The organism is Pseudoalteromonas tetraodonis, assembly GCF_002310835.1.
Taxonomy (GTDB): domain Bacteria; phylum Pseudomonadota; class Gammaproteobacteria; order Enterobacterales; family Alteromonadaceae; genus Pseudoalteromonas; species Pseudoalteromonas tetraodonis.
This window is the reverse complement of record NZ_CP011041.1, coordinates 1789799-1805787: the sequence shown is the minus strand read 5'-3', so window position 1 is coordinate 1805787 and position 15989 is coordinate 1789799. Positions and strand designations below refer to the sequence as shown.

Genomic DNA, 15989 nt, shown 5'->3' with positions numbered 1-15989 from the left:
AGAAACATTTGGTGGGTTTTAGAAAAACAAGTAGATGAGCCCCACTGCGGGCAAGATGGGCAAGTAACTGTGAAAAAGCAAAGACCTGTAAATCTAGATCTAACAACTATATCTATGCCGGCAACGGCTAAAGCTTCAATTTTTCACCGCGTCACCGGTGTTGCATTATTTTTTGCTTTAACGTTTGTCATTTGGGCTTGGTCAGAGTCTCTTTCTTCAGCTGAAGGTTTTGAATTCGTCAAGAGTCTGTTTAACGGATTCATTGCCAAATTTATAGCTTGGGGCACCCTTTCTGTATTGGGTTATCACCTTATCGGTGGTATCCGTCACATTATTATGGATATGGGGCATTGGGAAGAACTTGAATCAGGCAATACTAGCGCTAAAATTGCGATGGCACTTGGCGTTGTGTTTGCTGTATTGGCAGGGGTGTGGATATGGTCTTAAATCAAGCAACTCTTAAACGTGATGGCGTACAAGATTTTGTATCTTTACGCACAACGGCATTAATAATCAGCGCGTATGCAATCTTTATTATTGGCTATTTTTTAGCAATGCCAGAAGTCACATATGAAGCCTGGACAGGCCTATTCTCAAACCTAGCAATGAAAGGGGCAACGTTAATCACCCTAGTTTGCATTATGGTTCATACCCGTATCGGCCTTTGGCAGGTTCTTACCGACTATGTAAAGAACGCTAAATTGCGTGCTTTTTTAGGCTTTGTACTAAACCTAATGGCTGTTGCTTACGTAGCTGTGGGTTTAATCGTTTTATGGGGTGTTTAAGTGAAATATTCTGTTCGTGAATTTGACGCCGTAGTAATTGGTGCCGGTGGTGCAGGTATGCGCGCTGCTCTTGCTATTACTGAATCTGGCAAAACATGTGCGCTAATCTCTAAAGTTTTCCCGACACGCTCACACACTGTATCTGCTCAAGGCGGTATTACAGTCGCGTTAGGTAACTCGCATGAAGATAACTGGGAATGGCATATGTATGATACCGTTAAAGGTTCCGATTTTATCGGTGACCAAGACGCTATCGAATACATGTGTCAAACTGGCCCAGAAGCTATTACTGAATTAGAAAACATGGGCTTACCATTTTCGCGTTTTGAAAATGGCCGTGTTTACCAACGTCCTTTCGGTGGTCAATCGAAAAACTTTGGTGGTGAACAGGCTGCGCGTACTGCAGCAGCAGCTGACCGTACGGGTCATGCATTATTACATCTTCTTTATCAACAAAACGTTAAAAACAAAACCAATGTATTCTCAGAATGGTATGCACTTGATTTAGTTAAAAACGATAATGGCGATGTAGTAGGCTGTACAGCGATTGAAATTGAAACAGGTGAAATCACCTTCTTCAAATCAAAAGCAGTTGTGTTAGCGACAGGTGGTGCAGGTCGTATTTTCGCATCAACAACCAATGCTCACATTAATACCGGTGACGGTGTTGGTATGGCTGCACGTGCTGGTATTTCTATGCAAGACATGGAAATGTGGCAGTTCCACCCGACAGGTATAGCTGGCGCTGGTACGCTAGTAACTGAAGGTTGTCGTGGTGAAGGTGGTTATCTTTTAAATAAAGATGGCGAACGCTTCATGGAACGTTACGCACCAAATGCTAAAGATTTAGCGTCTCGTGACGTTGTTGCTCGTTCAATGATGACAGAAATTCGTGAAGGTCGTGGTTGTGATGGTCCTTGGGGTCCTCACCTTAAGTTGAAACTTGACCACTTAGGCGAAGAAACGCTTAACTTACGTCTTCCAGGTGTATGTGATCTTGCTAAAACATTTGCTCACGTTGATCCTGCAAAAGAACCGATTCCAGTTATCCCAACATGTCACTACATGATGGGTGGTGTGCCAACAAACGTAAATGGTCAAGTACTTAATATCGATGCTGCTGGCAACGAAAAAGTAGTACAAGGTTTATTTGCTGTTGGTGAGATTGCCTGTGTATCTGTACATGGTGCTAACCGCTTAGGTGGTAACTCATTACTTGATTTAGTTGTATTTGGCCGTGCAGCAGGTAACTTCTTAGGTAAATACCTAAATGACGTTGAAATTTCTAAAGCGGCTTCAGAGTCTGACCTAGAAGCGTCTCTTGCGCGCTTTAACCGTTGGGAAAACTCAACAGCTGGTCAAGGCGAAGACCCAGTTCAAATCAAGAAAGACCTACAACAATGTATGCAGCTTAACTTCTCGGTATTCCGTGAAGGTGACTCAATGGCTACAGGTCTTACTGAACTTAAAGAAATCCGTGAACGTTTACAGCACGCGCGTCTTGATGACAAATCATCAGATTTTAACACCATGCGTATTGAATGTTTAGAACTAGACAACTTAATGGAAACAGCCTACTCAACTGCAGTAGCTGCAAACTTCCGTACTGAAAGCCGTGGCGCACACTCTCGCTTTGACTTCCCAGATCGTGATGACGAAAACTGGTTATGTCACTCAGTATTTAATCCGGTAACGGATGAAATGAGCAAGCGTAAAGTAAACTACGAGCCTAAAACACGTGAAGCTTTCCCACCTAAAGCACGTACCTACTAGGAGCGAGACGATGGCACAAGTACAATTTTCAGTTTATCGTTACAATCCGGATGTTGATAACGCACCTCGTATGCAAGATTACACTTTGCAAACTGAGGAAGGCCAAGACATGATGGTATTGGATGCACTTTTACTATTAAAAGAGCAAGATCCTACACTATCGTTTCGTCGTTCATGCCGTGAAGGCGTGTGTGGTTCAGACGGCGTAAACATGAATGGTAAGAACGGTTTAGCATGTATTACTCCCTTATCTACGCTGCAAAAAAATGGCAAAGGTAAAATCGTAGTGCGTCCATTACCTGGACTTCCTGTTGTTCGTGACCTTGTTATTGACATGAGTCAGTTCTACACTCAATACGAAAAAGTAAAACCGTATCTAATTAATGATGAGCCTGCTGCAGGTGAACGTCTTCAATCTATCGAAGAACGTGATAAATTAGATGGGCTTTACGAGTGTATTTTATGTGCATGTTGTTCTACATCGTGTCCTTCTTTCTGGTGGAATCCAGATAAGTTTATAGGTCCAGCAGGCCTTCTTCATGCTTACCGTTTCTTAGCTGATAGCCGAGACACAGCAACAGAAGAGCGTTTAGCTGACTTAGACGATGCATTCAGTGTGTTCCGTTGCCACAGTATCATGAACTGTGTTAGCGTTTGTCCTAAGGGTCTTAATCCGACCAAAGCAATTGGACAAATAAAATCTATGTTATTAAACCGCTCGGTTTAATTTCTAGTAGACGAAAGATGGCTAATAATTTATTAGCCATCTTGTTATATAACTATTAATTTCTGCGCTAAAAAAAAGGGCTTATAAATGCACGAAGGTGTGATGAAGGCATGGCTAGAATCTTCACATTTAAACGGCGGTAACGTTGCTTATGTTGAAGAGCTTTATGAAGCGTATTTAGACGATGCGACTTCGGTGCCAGAAGAATGGCGAGAAGTGTTCGAACAGTTACCAAAAGTAGATGGTGTGGATGTTGAAGTAAAACATTCAGAAGTTCGTTCACAATTTGCGGCGCTTGCTAAAAACAAGCATAGAGAAGTAGTGGTAGCAGAGGGCAGTGGTGGCGACCTTAAACAGGTTAAAGTACTGCAACTTATTAATGCTTTCCGTTTTCGTGGACACCAAAATGCAAACCTAGATCCACTAGGTATTTGGCAACGAGAACGTGTACGAGATTTAGAGCTAGAGTACCACGACTTATCGGATGCTGACTTTGACCGCGAATTTAACGTAGGATCGTTTGCCGTTGGCCGCGATACTATGCCTTTAGGTGAGTTATACCAAGCACTAAAAACCACTTACTGTGGTTCTATTGGCGCCGAGTATATGCACATCACATCAACAGAAGAAAAGCGTTGGTTACAACAGCGTTTAGAGTCTGTTCAGTCTAGGCCAAAATTTGATAAAAATGAAAAGCTACGAATCCTCAAGGGATTAACGGCGGCTGATGGTCTTGAAAAATATTTAGGTGCTAAGTTCCCGGGTGCTAAGCGTTTCTCACTTGAAGGTGGCGATGCGTTAGTGCCTATGTTAAAAGAGCTTATTCACCGTGCCGGTGAAAGTGGCCAAAAAGAAGCCGTTATTGGTATGGCTCACCGCGGTCGCTTAAATGTTCTTGTTAATGTGCTAGGCAAAAATCCATCAGAACTTTTTGATGAGTTTGCTGGCAAGCACAAAGAAACGTTAAGCTCAGGTGATGTTAAATACCACATGGGTTATTCATCAGATTTCGCGACTAAAGGTGGCAACGTGCACATGGCACTTGCGTTTAACCCGTCGCATTTAGAAATCGTAAATCCGGTGGTTATGGGCTCTGTGCGTGCACGTCTTGATCGTCTTAATGACAAAACAGGCAGCAAAGCACTTCCAATCACTATCCACGGCGACTCAGCAATTGCAGGTCAGGGTGTTGTTCAAGAAACGTTTAACTTATCGCAAACTAATGCATTTAGTTGTGGCGGTAGTATCCGTATTGTTGTTAATAACCAAGTTGGTTTTACAACAAGTAAAAAAGACGACGTACGCTCAACTGATTACTGTACTGATATCGCGAAAATGGTTCAATCACCAATTTTCCACGTAAACTCTGACGATCCTGAAGCGGTTGCTTTTGTAACGCAACTCGCGCTTGATTTTAGAAATCAGTTTAAACGTGACGTTGTGATTGACCTTGTTTGTTACCGTCGCCATGGTCATAACGAAGCTGATGAGCCTAACGCTACACAGCCAATTATGTACCAAAAAATTAAAAAACACCCAGTACCTCGCTTAATCTACGCGGATCAGCTGATTTCTGAAGGTTCTTTCACAGAAGATGAAGTGAAAGCGCTTGCTGATGATTACCGTAATGGTTTAGACGATGGCAACTGTGTTGTTGAAGAAATACAGCCAGAAACATCACACTCTTCAGATTGGGCTAAGTATGTAGGCCATGAATGGAGTGTTGATTACGATGCTAGCGTTTCGGTAGAAAAGCTTAAAGAACTTGGTAACATAGTTGCAAGTTACCCAGAAGAGTACAAAGCACAATCTCGTGTTAAAAAAATATACGATGATCGTAAAGCAATGGCTGCTGGCGAAAAACCACTTGATTGGGGTATGGCAGAAACTTTAGCGTATGCAACTATTGCAGCTGAAGGCACTGATATTCGTCTAACTGGACAAGATTCAGGCCGTGGTACCTTCTTCCACCGTCATGCGGTTGTTCATAGTCAAAAAGATGGTGCAACGTATTTACCATTACAGAACCTTAGTGAAGATCAAGGTACGTTTGAAGTGTTCGACTCAGTACTGTCTGAAGAAGCGGTATTAGCATTTGAATATGGTTATGCAACTGCAGAGCCGACTTCATTAGTATTGTGGGAAGCACAATTTGGTGATTTCGCTAATGGTGCACAGGTGGTATTTGACCAGTTCTTAAGTTCAGGTGAACAAAAGTGGGGTCGCTTATGTGGCTTAACGTGTTTGTTACCTCATGGCTATGAAGGTCAGGGTCCAGAGCACAGCTCGGCTCGTCTGGAACGCTTTTTACAGCTTTGTGCTGATCACAACATGCAAGTATGTGTGCCATCAACACCGGCGCAAGTGTACGCAATGTTACGTCGTCAATCAGTTAGACCACTGCGTCGTCCACTGATTGTAATGACACCTAAATCATTGCTACGTCATCCACTTGCAACGTCATCGCTAGAAGAGCTTTCTGAGGGTGTATTCCACAACATCATTGATGAAATTGATGAGATTGATGCTAAGAAAGTAGAACGTGTTGTATTTTGTAGCGGCAAAGTTTACTACGAACTATTACAAGAGCGTCGTAAACTTGAGCAAGACAATATTGCAATTGTTCGTGTTGAGCAGCTTTACCCGTTCCCACATGACGAAATGAAAGCAATTATTGAACGTTACCAACACGTTACTGATTTTGTGTGGTGTCAGGAAGAGCCGCAAAACCAAGGCGCTTGGTACTGTTCACAACATCACTTTGTTGATGCAATTCCACAAGGTGCAAAATTGAAATATGCAGGCCGTAAGGCATCAGCATCTCCTGCATGTGGATATATGTCAGTACATACTAAAGAACAACAAGCGCTCGTTGCCGACGCGCTTACTATAGAAAAGAAAGGATAAGCAATGAGCACAGAAATTAAAGTTCCTGTTCTTCCTGAGTCGGTTGCAGATGCTTCCGTTGCTACATGGCATGTAAGTGTTGGCGACAAAGTAAGCCGTGACCAAAACTTAGTAGATATTGAAACAGACAAAGTGGTTTTAGAAGTGGTTGCACAAAATGACGGTGTGATCACTGAAATTTCACAAGAAGAAGGTGCTACGGTACTTGGTGACCAAGTGATCGGTTTAATTGGTGATGCGCAAGAAGCATCACCAAGTAAAGAGCCAAAAGAAGATAGCTCAGCATCAGAAAAATCAGAAGACGCGCCGGCGGCGCAATCAGCACCAGCATCAGAAGGTAAAGAAGTGGATATTAAAGTACCTGTACTTCCAGAATCAGTTGCAGATGCAACAATTGCTACTTGGCATGTTCAACCAGGTGACGCGGTAACACGCGACCAAAACTTGGTTGATATTGAAACAGATAAAGTTGTACTTGAAGTGGTTGCCCAAGAAGACGGCGTTATGGGTGAAATCATTCATGACGAAGGCGATACTGTTCTTGGTGAGCAAGTAATTGGTAAAGTAAAAGCAGGCGCTGCACCCGCTAAATCTGACGCTAAAGCGGATGCACCAGCAGCCAAAGAAGAAAGCTCAAGCGACAGTTCAGATGTGTTAACGCCATCAGTTCGTCGTTTAATTGCTGAGAAAGGCCTTGATGCATCAAAAATCAAAGGTTCAGGTAAAAATGGTCGTGTGACTAAAGAAGATGTTGATCAATTCTTGAAATCACCTGCTCCAGCAGCAAAAGCTGAAGCAGCGCCAGCAGCACCTATGGGTGACCGCACACAAAAACGTGTGCCTATGACACGTTTACGTAAAACCATTGCGAATCGTCTTCTTGAAGCGAAAAACTCAACTGCAATGTTAACTACATTTAACGAAGTTAACATGAAGCCAATCATGGATCTTCGTAAGCAGTACCAAGAAGTATTTGAAAAGCGCCACGGTATCCGTTTAGGTTTCATGTCTTTCTACGTGAAAGCAGTGACTGAAGCGTTAAAGCGTTTCCCAGATGTAAATGCATCTATTGATGGCGATGATATTGTTTACCACAACTATTTCGACATCAGCATTGCTGTTTCTACACCTCGTGGCTTAGTAACACCTGTACTTAAAGACTGTGACAAGCTATCTGTTGCAGAAATCGAAAAGGGTATTCGTGAGCTAGCGCTTAAAGGTCGTGATGGTAAGCTAACACTTGACGATATGACCGGCGGTAACTTCACTATCACCAACGGTGGTGTATTCGGTTCGTTACTATCTACTCCAATTATTAACTTACCGCAGTCTTCAATTTTGGGTATGCACAAAATCCAAGATCGTCCAATGGCTGTAAACGGTAAAGTTGAAATCTTACCTATGATGTACTTAGCGTTATCTTACGATCACCGCCAAATCGATGGTAAAGAATCAGTTGGTTTCTTAGTAACAATTAAAGAGTTACTTGAAGATCCAACACGTTTACTGCTGGATGTTTAATTAAGTAGTATGAAATATAAGCTGTGAGTTAAAATCACAGCTTTTTTTTTGTGCCTATGGTCATACTGGGGTTTTCATGTAGCGCCATGAGATCTATACTAGGCACGCAATTTGGGATAGTTGTTTATTTGCATAAATATTCAACTCTTTTAATATAAAAAATTGGATAAAGCATCATGAATTTGCATGAGTATCAGGCAAAACAACTTTTTGCCGAATATGGTTTACCAGTTTCTCAAGGTTTCGCTTGCGATACACCTGAAGAAGCTGCAGCAGCTGCTGAAAAGATTGGCGGCGATATGTGGGTTGTTAAAACTCAGGTTCACGCAGGTGGACGTGGTAAAGCTGGCGGTGTAAAGCTAGTTAAAACTATCGACGAAGTTAAAGCGTTTGCAGCTAACTGGTTAGGTAAAAACCTAGTTACTTACCAAACAGACGAGAAAGGCCAGCCAGTTGCTAAAATTTTAGTAGAAAGCTGTACTGACATCGCTAACGAACTGTACCTAGGTGCTGTTGTTGACCGTGCTTCTCGTAAAGTTGTGTTCATGGCGTCTACTGAAGGCGGCGTTGAAATTGAAACTGTTGCTGAAGAAACACCAGAACTTATCCACAAAGCTGAGATCGATCCATTAGTAGGTCCTCAAGCTTACCAAGCACGTGAGCTTGGTTTTAAATTGGGTCTTAACCCAACGCAAATGAAACAGTTTGTTAAGATCTTCATGGGTCTTGGTAATATGTTCAACGATTTCGATTTCGCATTACTTGAAATCAACCCGCTAGTAATCACAGATGAAGGTAACCTTCACTGTCTAGATGGTAAAATCGGTATCGATGGTAATGCACTTTACCGTCAACCTAAAATCCGTGAAATGCACGATCCATCTCAAGAAGATGCGCGTGAAGCTCACGCAGCAAGCTTCGAGCTTAACTACGTAGCCCTTGATGGTAATGTAGGTTGTATGGTTAACGGTGCAGGCCTAGCAATGGGTACTATGGACATCGTAAACCTACACGGTGGCAAGCCAGCTAACTTCCTAGATGTTGGTGGCGGCGCAACGAAAGAACGTGTATCTGAAGCATTCAAAATTATCCTTTCAGATGACAACGTTAAAGCTGTTTTAGTTAACATCTTCGGCGGTATCGTTCGTTGTGACATGATTGCAGAAGGCATCATTGGCGCAGTTAAAGAAGTAGGTGTAACAGTACCAGTAGTTGTACGTTTAGAAGGTACTAATGCTGAACTAGGTCGTGAAGTACTTGCTAAGTCTGATCTAAACATCATCGCTGCTGAATCATTAACAGACGCGGCTGAAAAAGTTGTTGCTGCTGCGGAGGGCAAATAATGTCTGTATTAATCAATAAAGATACAAAAGTTATCTGTCAAGGTTTCACTGGTGGTCAAGGTACTTTCCACTCAGAGCAAGCGCTTGAGTACGGTACACAAATGGTTGGTGGTGTAAGCCCAGGTAAAGGCGGTCAAACGCACCTTGGTCTTCCAGTATTTAACACAGTACGTGACGCTGTAGAAGCAACTGGCGCAACTGCATCAGTTATCTACGTACCAGCACCTTTTTGTAAAGATGCAATCTTAGAAGCAATCGATGCGGGCATCGAGCTAATTGTTTGTATCACTGAAGGTATTCCTACACTTGATATGGTTGACGTTAAAGTTAAACTAGATCAAACAGGTACACGTATGATCGGTCCTAACTGTCCAGGTGTTATCACTCCTGGTGAGACTAAGATTGGTATCATGCCTGGTCACATCCACAAGCCTGGTAAAGTAGGTATTGTTTCTCGCTCTGGTACTTTAACGTACGAAGCGGTTAAGCAAACTACAGATGCTGGTTTTGGTCAGTCTACGTGTGTTGGTATTGGTGGTGACCCAATCCCAGGTACTAACTTTATCGACGTTTTAGAAATGTTCGAAAAAGACGACCAAACTGAAGCAATCGTAATGATTGGTGAAATTGGTGGTACTGCAGAAGAAGAAGCTGCAGAGTACATCAAAGCTAACGTAACTAAACCTGTTGTTTCTTACATTGCTGGTGTTACTGCACCAGAAGGTAAGCGTATGGGTCACGCTGGCGCAATCATCGCAGGCGGTAAAGGTACTGCTGATGAGAAATTTGCTGCATTAGAAGCTGCGGGCGTAAAAACTGTACGTTCACTGGCTGATATCGGTAAAGCACTTAAAGAAAAAACAGGCTGGTAATCAGCGGTTATTCTTTAAAAAAGGCTCGCAATTGCGAGCCTTTTTGTTATGTATGGCTAGAGCGTATTGCCCTTAATCTTAAAACGGGTAACTAATATGTTGAAAAAATCGCAGAGATAAATCTTGGCGCTGCTTATTAATAGCTAATTCATCACAGAATGCATGAACGGTTTTCTCTACTTGGTTCATAAAGCGACCATAGCCAATCTCATGTTTGTTATGTGCGGCGGCAACAATCACAAAATGTAGCGTCTCTACGAGTTTATTTTCATCAAAAAATACTTTTAATTGCGGCGCTGAATCTTCTATATCAAAACTAATTTTTTGTAACTCACCATTTCCCTCATTTCTATCTACTTCACTATTACGAATTATTGGCATTGCCCCATTGGCAACCATCGCTGCATGGGTGAGTTTATTATCTTCACAAAGTTGAGTAAATAACTGCAAAAAGTGGTTATAAAACGGTTTATAAGTATGGCTATTAATTTGTGTTTGAAATTGCGTTTTAATATTACGTGACACGGGAATAGAGAAGGTGACGTAAGTCATTTCAGCATGGCTACTAGGTATTGCGCATTGTCTGGATTGATAACGAGGGTATAAACTTCTTAGTTTATATCCATAGCTTTCTTTATTACCTTTTTCTTTAGCGAATAAATCATAGGTTAAATGTTGATGATCGCGCAGCTTAAAGCTTGGCTGGTCTAAGAATAACTGATCTTGTAAATGACTCAATACTTTTTGTACATTGGTATGAAATTGCGCAGAGTGGGCACGTATATCTTCACCAGTAGCTAAAAACAATAGGCGTATTTTTTTACTTTGCTGATTTTCTGTGTGATGAAGTTTATGCGCTTCATGGTAACGAGGGTTATAAAAAAACAACATTTGCTTATCGGTTTCAAGTTGGTAAGACTCATCATGAAATCTCACCACTGGGAGTTTATCATTTGCGAGTAAATGGACATTATGCAGTTCATATTCATCACATGATGCAAATAACTGACGCGCAATTCGTTCATAGCAAGCATTAATATTACTGAAGTTTTTATAAAAATCTTCATTAGGTGTAATTTCGGCTAATAAGTAATGATTTGCACGTGCATTACTTGGAATATATATGCGGTGTTGATTTAATGAGGCCATCTTCGTTCCTTTAAGTTGGGGTTATTCGTTTACTATAAATCGCTTTAATGACTTTAATATTGCGCTAAAACAAATTTTGCTCATAAACTATCCCTTATCTAACAAACTTTGGTAATAACTGCATAAACCCGCATCTATTACTGTATGTTAAGGTTGGTTTTTGTAATAATGCAGTAGTTTTGTTATCACGCAATATACAGAGGTTTATAATCCTATGGCGGAAATCGAGAATCGCCCAAATAACTTTATTAGAACCCGAATTGATGAAGATTTAGCAAGTGGAAAACATGCCACAACGCATACCCGTTTTCCACCTGAACCTAATGGCTTTTTACATATTGGCCATGCAAAATCAATTTGCTTAAATTTTGGTATCGCCAAAGACTATAACGGTTTATGTAACCTTCGTTTTGACGATACAAACCCAGAAAAAGAAGATATTAACTACGTTAATTCAATTAAAGAAGACGTACAGTGGTTAGGGTTTAATTGGGATGGTGAGATTAAGTATTCGTCAAACTATTTTGATCTGCTTTATGGTTATGCGGTAGAGCTTATCAATAAAGGCTTAGCGTATGTTTGTTTCTTAACTGCAGATCAAGCTCGCGAATACCGTGGTACATTAAAAGAGCCTGGTAAAAACAGCCCATACCGCGAAACATCACCTGAAGAAAACCTCGCATTATTTGAAAAAATGCGTAACGGTGAATTTAAAGAAGGTGAATGTGTCCTTCGCGCTAAAATAGATATGGCCAGCTCATTTATGGTGCTGCGCGATCCAATTATATACCGTATACGTTTTGCTAATCATCATCAAACAGCGGATAAGTGGTGCATTTACCCAATGTACGACTTCACGCATTGTATTTCTGATGCACTTGAAGGCATTACTCATTCATTATGTACGCTAGAGTTCCAAGATAACCGTCGTTTATATGACTGGGTATTGGATAACATCAGCCTTGAATGTCACCCGCAACAAATTGAGTTTTCACGTTTAAACCTTGAATACACAATTATGTCAAAGCGTAAGCTTAATGACTTAGTGGTTAATAAGCACGTAGAAGGGTGGGATGATCCGCGTATGCCAACCATTGCGGGTCTGCGTCGTCGTGGTTATACACCGGCATCTGTACGTGAATTCTGTCAGCGTATCGGTATTACTAAGCAGGAAAATATGGTTGAAATGGGCATGCTTGAAGCGTGTATCCGTGATGACTTAAACGAAAATGCTCCGCGTGCAATGGCTGTACTTGATCCAGTGAAAATTGTGATTGAGAATTATGAAGCCGATAAAGTAGAAACGCTTTCTGTGGCTAATCACCCAAATAAAGAAGAAATGGGTCGCCGTGAAGTGCCTTTCACGCGTGAAATTTTTATCGAACGCGAAGATTTCCGTGAAGAAGCGAACAATAAGTTTAAACGTTTAGTGCTTGATAAAGAAGTACGCTTACGTGGTGCTTATGTGATTAAGGCAGAGCGTGTTGAAAAAGACGACAATGGTGAAATTACAACTATTTACTGTACTTACGATCCTGAAACATTGGGTAAAAATCCAAGCGATGGTCGTAAAGTAAAAGGGGTTATTCATTGGGTATCTGCGCCTGGGTCAGTGACAGCTGAAGTACGTTTATATGACCGTTTATTCAGTGTGCCTAACCCTGCAGCCGCAGAGGACTTTGAAAGCACGTTAAACCCAGACTCATTAGTGGTTATTTCTAATGCTAAACTTGAACCTTCATTGGCTAATTCTGTACCAGCACAAGGTTTTCAGTTTGAGCGTACCGGTTATTTCTCACGTGATACTAAATCAGAAAACGTGGTATTTAACCAAACGGTAGGCTTACGTGATTCGTGGGCTAAAATAGAGCACAAATAATATTGCTCTGTTTTTTAGTTATAAAAAAACCTGCTTAATCGCAGGTTTTTTTTTATTAAACTAAATAGGCTTTTAACTATTGCTTTGCGCAAACGCTTTACACGCGTCTTTATCTTCACATTCGCCATATAGGTAAAGAGAGTGATTGGTCAGCTTAATACCGTTTTCTTCAGCTATTTCAAGTTGACGACGTTCAATTAAATCATCTTCAAACTCAACAACCTTGCCACATTTTAAACACACTAAGTGGTCATGGTGAGTGCTGCCAGAAAGTTCAAATACTGACTTACCGCCTTCAAAGTGGTGACGGCTTACAATTCCTGCATCATCAAATTGATTTAAAACACGGTAAACAGTCGCAAGACCAATTTCTTCGCCTAGATCTAATAAAACCTTGTAAACATCTTCAGCGCTTATGTGTTGGTTATCTGGAGATTGAAGAATCTCTAAAATTTTAATACGCGGTAAAGTTACCTTTAGCCCGGCTTTTTTAAGTTCCAAGTTATGATCAGTCATTAAATCTGTCTCAATTTTATTTAGTTATACTAGACATCTTGCAAGATGTACTCGTCACAATAACAGTTAGGATAACGTGCCTTAGCAGGAAGTGCAAAGAACAATTGATCTATATCAATATTAACGCGGAAAATGCTAACTGTTTGATAATATTTTAAACAGTTAGCATTAAAAGGGGGGATTAATCTGCTAACTCACTTAAGCACATTTCATCATATACCTGAGCACACCATTGCTTAACGCGCTGCTCAGTCAATTCTGGCTGACGGTCTTCATCAATACCTAAACCAACAAAATGCTTGTCATCAGCCATGCCTTTTGATGCTTCAAAATCATAACTGTCTGTTGGCCAATGGCCAACAACAATAGCGCCACGTTCTGTTACGATATCGTTGATCATGCCCATAGCATCTAAGAAGTATTCTGCATAGTCTTCTTGGTCGCCACAGCCAAAAATAGCCACTAGTTTACCTTCAAAGCTTACTTCTTCAAGCTCAGGAAAGAAATCATCCCAATCACATTGTGCTTCACCATAATACCAAGTTGGAATACCGAATAAGATCAGATCAAACTCAGCAATCTCTTCTTTAGAGCTTTTTGCAATGTCATGCACAGCAACGAGCTTTTTACCCAATTCTTTTTGGATCATTTTTGCTACGTGTTCTGTGTTACCTGTGTCACTTCCGAAAAAAATGCCTACACTTGCCATGGATTTAAACCTTTTATCTATCAATAGCCAATCTTTCTTGTAAAATTGTTTCGATCAACGCACTGCGGCTAATATTTTGTGCATCTGCCATATCACTCAGTGCCTGATACAGCTGTGACGAAACTTTAAATTCAACACGCTTTAAACCACGTGCCTTATCTCTTTTTATTTGATTACGTTTATTAACCTTTAACTGCATATCCCGAGGAAGGGGATTAGTTTTAGGTCTACCTGGACGTTTCTCGTATTCAAATAAATCAAGCGTTGTTCTATCTGTTTCTGACTTGGCCATGCTTAACCTACACCCGCACCTTGCCAAAATACCTGAATAAGTCCTTTGGCAATAAAGCCAGAGCAACCTAAAAAGAGTACCAGCCACACAATATAACGACCAAATTTAGGCACATTGCCGCTTTTCAGTACGTCTTTAATTGCCAAGCCGATAAAAATAAAAATACCTGCTAAGCCAAAATACAACCCTAAGGTATCAAATTCGTTAATAAACTGACTGACCATCGACGTATAACCTTTAAATTAAACGGCGCGTACTATAGCACATAAATCTTTAATTATTTAGTGTGATAAATCAAAAACACGCCATAAAAATAACATTAAACTGCAGTTAAAAAATCATTGATTGCTTTGTTTACAGCCTGTGGTTTTTGGGCATGTAACCAATGACCCGCACCATGAATGATTATTGCACTGACGTTTTTAAACAGCGCATTAATCGCTTCGCGATGCTCGGTTAAAATGTAGTCAGAGTCATTACCTTTAATAAACAGAGTTTCGCACAAACAAGAATTATTTGCATTAATGTTTGCGGTAATAGTTGAATATTTATTATCGAGCACAGGTAAATTAAAGCGCCAAACAAAGTGCCCATCATCATTTTTATATAAGCTTTTTAATAAAAACTGACGTACACCTAACTCCTCTATATACGGTTGCATTACTAAATCAGCTTGCTTTCTATCACTAATATCTGCATTTTTAACTGCATTTAAAGCCTCAAGTATTTGAGTATGGCGCGCAGGGTAGCTCACAGGCGCAATATCAAGAACCACTAGTTTATCGACTAAATCAGTATGGCTCAGTGCTATTTGCATCGCCACTTTGCCGCCCATAGAGTGCCCAACCAGATGCGCTTTTTGTATGTTTAATGCCGTCATTAATTCAACAACATCATTAGCCATTGCAGTATAATCCATTTCATCGCTGTGGGGCGAAAGGCCATGATTACGTAAATCAACGTTGGTTACACAAAAATGCTCGCTTAATGGTTTTGCAATCACATTAAGGTTTTCTAAAGAGCCAAACAGTCCATGGATCAAAATAACATTTGGACCTTGACCAATTTGTTTGTAATTTAATTGCATAGACGCCTCCTTCAATTTTGCGCATAGTTTGCCGAGCATTACCCTAAAAAGCAAAAAATACAGATATTATTTGTATGTTGGACTCAAAAATACCTAGCTTCCTGATTATTTGGTCATTATTAATTACTACTATGTTTAGAGTCGCGTGGGTTGTAACTCGCATTTCTAACTGGATTGGGTATATACCCAAACCATCACAAGATACAGAATTCAGCGTTTCACCGGGGCTTAATATCAAGGCGTTAGTTTGCAACAATGGTGATCCCTTTTAAAAATTAACAACGATGAGAGTAAGTTCCTGTGAAACGCCCAGAGGGTTGGTTTAAAAGCGATTTATACTGCGTTATTGGTTTTAGCAATAGAACGACTATTGTTTGCAATCAATGCCTTGCCTAAATCGCTTTTAATTCCAACTGAAACTCGCATCTT

Annotated in this window: 15 protein-coding genes; 9 read left to right on the top strand and 6 right to left on the bottom strand. The window is 40.8% G+C overall.

Annotation, left to right across the window (positions count from 1 at the left end; all coding sequences use genetic code 11):
• The first annotated feature begins 69 nt into the window (after window positions 1-69).
• The 8 genes from sdhC to sucD all read left to right on the top strand — a co-directional run bounded on the left by sdhC (window position 70) and on the right by sucD (window position 9928).
• Complete coding sequence (gene sdhC, locus PTET_RS08335) at window positions 70-447, top strand: succinate dehydrogenase, cytochrome b556 subunit (protein WP_076916082.1); 378 nt, start codon at window positions 70-72, stop codon at window positions 445-447.
• Window positions 438-785 (top strand): succinate dehydrogenase, hydrophobic membrane anchor protein, encoded by a 348-nt coding sequence (gene sdhD / locus PTET_RS08330; RefSeq protein WP_013465012.1) that lies wholly within the window; start codon window positions 438-440, stop codon window positions 783-785. Before sdhC ends, sdhD begins: the two co-directional genes overlap by 10 nt.
• Window positions 786-2558, top strand: coding sequence for a succinate dehydrogenase flavoprotein subunit (sdhA, locus tag PTET_RS08325; protein WP_013465011.1), 1773 nt, complete (start codon window positions 786-788; stop codon window positions 2556-2558).
• A 10-nt stretch (window positions 2559-2568) separates the two neighbouring features.
• Window positions 2569-3285: a succinate dehydrogenase iron-sulfur subunit gene (locus tag PTET_RS08320; RefSeq protein ID WP_008112091.1), complete on the top strand. Its 717-nt coding sequence runs from the start codon at window positions 2569-2571 to the stop codon at window positions 3283-3285.
• An 87-nt stretch (window positions 3286-3372) separates the two neighbouring features.
• Window positions 3373-6192, top strand: a complete 2820-nt coding sequence (sucA, locus tag PTET_RS08315; protein ID WP_024603038.1) for a 2-oxoglutarate dehydrogenase E1 component — start codon at window positions 3373-3375, stop codon at window positions 6190-6192.
• 3 nt (window positions 6193-6195) lie between these two features.
• The gene (gene odhB / locus PTET_RS08310; protein WP_013465009.1) at window positions 6196-7713 is read left to right on the top strand and encodes a 2-oxoglutarate dehydrogenase complex dihydrolipoyllysine-residue succinyltransferase; all 1518 of its coding nucleotides are present in this window, start codon (window positions 6196-6198) and stop codon (window positions 7711-7713) included.
• 176 nt (window positions 7714-7889) lie between these two features.
• On the top strand, window positions 7890-9056 hold the full coding sequence (gene sucC / locus PTET_RS08305) for an ADP-forming succinate--CoA ligase subunit beta (RefSeq protein WP_008464053.1): 1167 nt from the start codon (window positions 7890-7892) through the stop codon (window positions 9054-9056).
• Window positions 9056-9928 carry a succinate--CoA ligase subunit alpha gene (sucD, locus tag PTET_RS08300; RefSeq protein ID WP_024603036.1) on the top strand — a complete coding sequence of 291 codons (873 nt, stop codon included), beginning with the start codon at window positions 9056-9058 and terminating at the stop codon, window positions 9926-9928. Before sucC ends, sucD begins: the two co-directional genes overlap by 1 nt.
• A 78-nt stretch (window positions 9929-10006) precedes the next feature.
• Here sucD and PTET_RS08295 read toward each other — a convergent pair whose 3' ends face one another.
• Window positions 10007-11077: a DUF3083 family protein gene (locus PTET_RS08295; RefSeq protein WP_058154672.1), complete on the bottom strand. Its 1071-nt coding sequence runs from the start codon at window positions 11075-11077 to the stop codon at window positions 10007-10009.
• A 214-nt stretch (window positions 11078-11291) separates the two neighbouring features.
• Here PTET_RS08295 and glnS point away from each other — a divergent pair, with 214 nt between their 5' ends.
• Window positions 11292-12956, top strand: a complete 1665-nt coding sequence (glnS, locus tag PTET_RS08290; RefSeq protein ID WP_058154670.1) for a glutamine--tRNA ligase — start codon at window positions 11292-11294, stop codon at window positions 12954-12956.
• 72 nt (window positions 12957-13028) lie between these two features.
• Here glnS and fur read toward each other — a convergent pair whose 3' ends face one another.
• From fur to PTET_RS08265, 5 genes are all read right to left on the bottom strand, one after another.
• Window positions 13029-13472, bottom strand: coding sequence for a ferric iron uptake transcriptional regulator (gene fur / locus PTET_RS08285; protein ID WP_013465004.1), 444 nt, complete (start codon window positions 13470-13472; stop codon window positions 13029-13031).
• A 181-nt stretch (window positions 13473-13653) separates the two neighbouring features.
• Window positions 13654-14181, bottom strand: a complete 528-nt coding sequence (fldA, locus tag PTET_RS08280; RefSeq protein ID WP_008113772.1) for a flavodoxin FldA — start codon at window positions 14179-14181, stop codon at window positions 13654-13656.
• A 13-nt stretch (window positions 14182-14194) separates the two neighbouring features.
• Window positions 14195-14473 carry a LexA regulated protein gene (ybfE, locus tag PTET_RS08275; protein ID WP_008113775.1) on the bottom strand — a complete coding sequence of 93 codons (279 nt, stop codon included), beginning with the start codon at window positions 14471-14473 and terminating at the stop codon, window positions 14195-14197.
• 2 nt (window positions 14474-14475) lie between these two features.
• The gene (locus PTET_RS08270; RefSeq protein WP_008113777.1) at window positions 14476-14697 is read right to left on the bottom strand and encodes a DUF2788 domain-containing protein; all 222 of its coding nucleotides are present in this window, start codon (window positions 14695-14697) and stop codon (window positions 14476-14478) included.
• 95 nt (window positions 14698-14792) lie between these two features.
• The gene (locus tag PTET_RS08265) at window positions 14793-15560 is read right to left on the bottom strand and encodes an alpha/beta fold hydrolase (protein WP_096038453.1); all 768 of its coding nucleotides are present in this window, start codon (window positions 15558-15560) and stop codon (window positions 14793-14795) included.
• Between the last annotated feature and the right edge of the window lie 429 nt (window positions 15561-15989).

Bases quoted from the DNA above. Each gene is read 5' to 3' on its own strand.
- ybfE (WP_008113775.1), bottom strand. From the start codon at position 14,473: ATGGCCAAGTCAGAAACAGATAGAACAACGCTTGATTTATTTGAATAC.
- sucC (WP_008464053.1), top strand. From the start codon at position 7,890: ATGAATTTGCATGAGTATCAGGCAAAACAACTTTTTGCCGAATATGGT.
- sdhD (WP_013465012.1), top strand. From the start codon at position 438: ATGGTCTTAAATCAAGCAACTCTTAAACGTGATGGCGTACAAGATTTT.
- fur (WP_013465004.1), bottom strand. From the start codon at position 13,472: ATGACTGATCATAACTTGGAACTTAAAAAAGCCGGGCTAAAGGTAACT.
- PTET_RS08295 (WP_058154672.1), bottom strand. From the start codon at position 11,077: ATGGCCTCATTAAATCAACACCGCATATATATTCCAAGTAATGCACGT.
- PTET_RS08265 (WP_096038453.1), bottom strand. From the start codon at position 15,560: ATGCAATTAAATTACAAACAAATTGGTCAAGGTCCAAATGTTATTTTG.
- sucA (WP_024603038.1), top strand. From the start codon at position 3,373: ATGCACGAAGGTGTGATGAAGGCATGGCTAGAATCTTCACATTTAAAC.
- sucD (WP_024603036.1), top strand. From the start codon at position 9,056: ATGTCTGTATTAATCAATAAAGATACAAAAGTTATCTGTCAAGGTTTC.
- PTET_RS08320 (WP_008112091.1), top strand. From the start codon at position 2,569: ATGGCACAAGTACAATTTTCAGTTTATCGTTACAATCCGGATGTTGAT.
- PTET_RS08270 (WP_008113777.1), bottom strand. From the start codon at position 14,697: ATGGTCAGTCAGTTTATTAACGAATTTGATACCTTAGGGTTGTATTTT.
- odhB (WP_013465009.1), top strand. From the start codon at position 6,196: ATGAGCACAGAAATTAAAGTTCCTGTTCTTCCTGAGTCGGTTGCAGAT.
- fldA (WP_008113772.1), bottom strand. From the start codon at position 14,181: ATGGCAAGTGTAGGCATTTTTTTCGGAAGTGACACAGGTAACACAGAA.
- glnS (WP_058154670.1), top strand. From the start codon at position 11,292: ATGGCGGAAATCGAGAATCGCCCAAATAACTTTATTAGAACCCGAATT.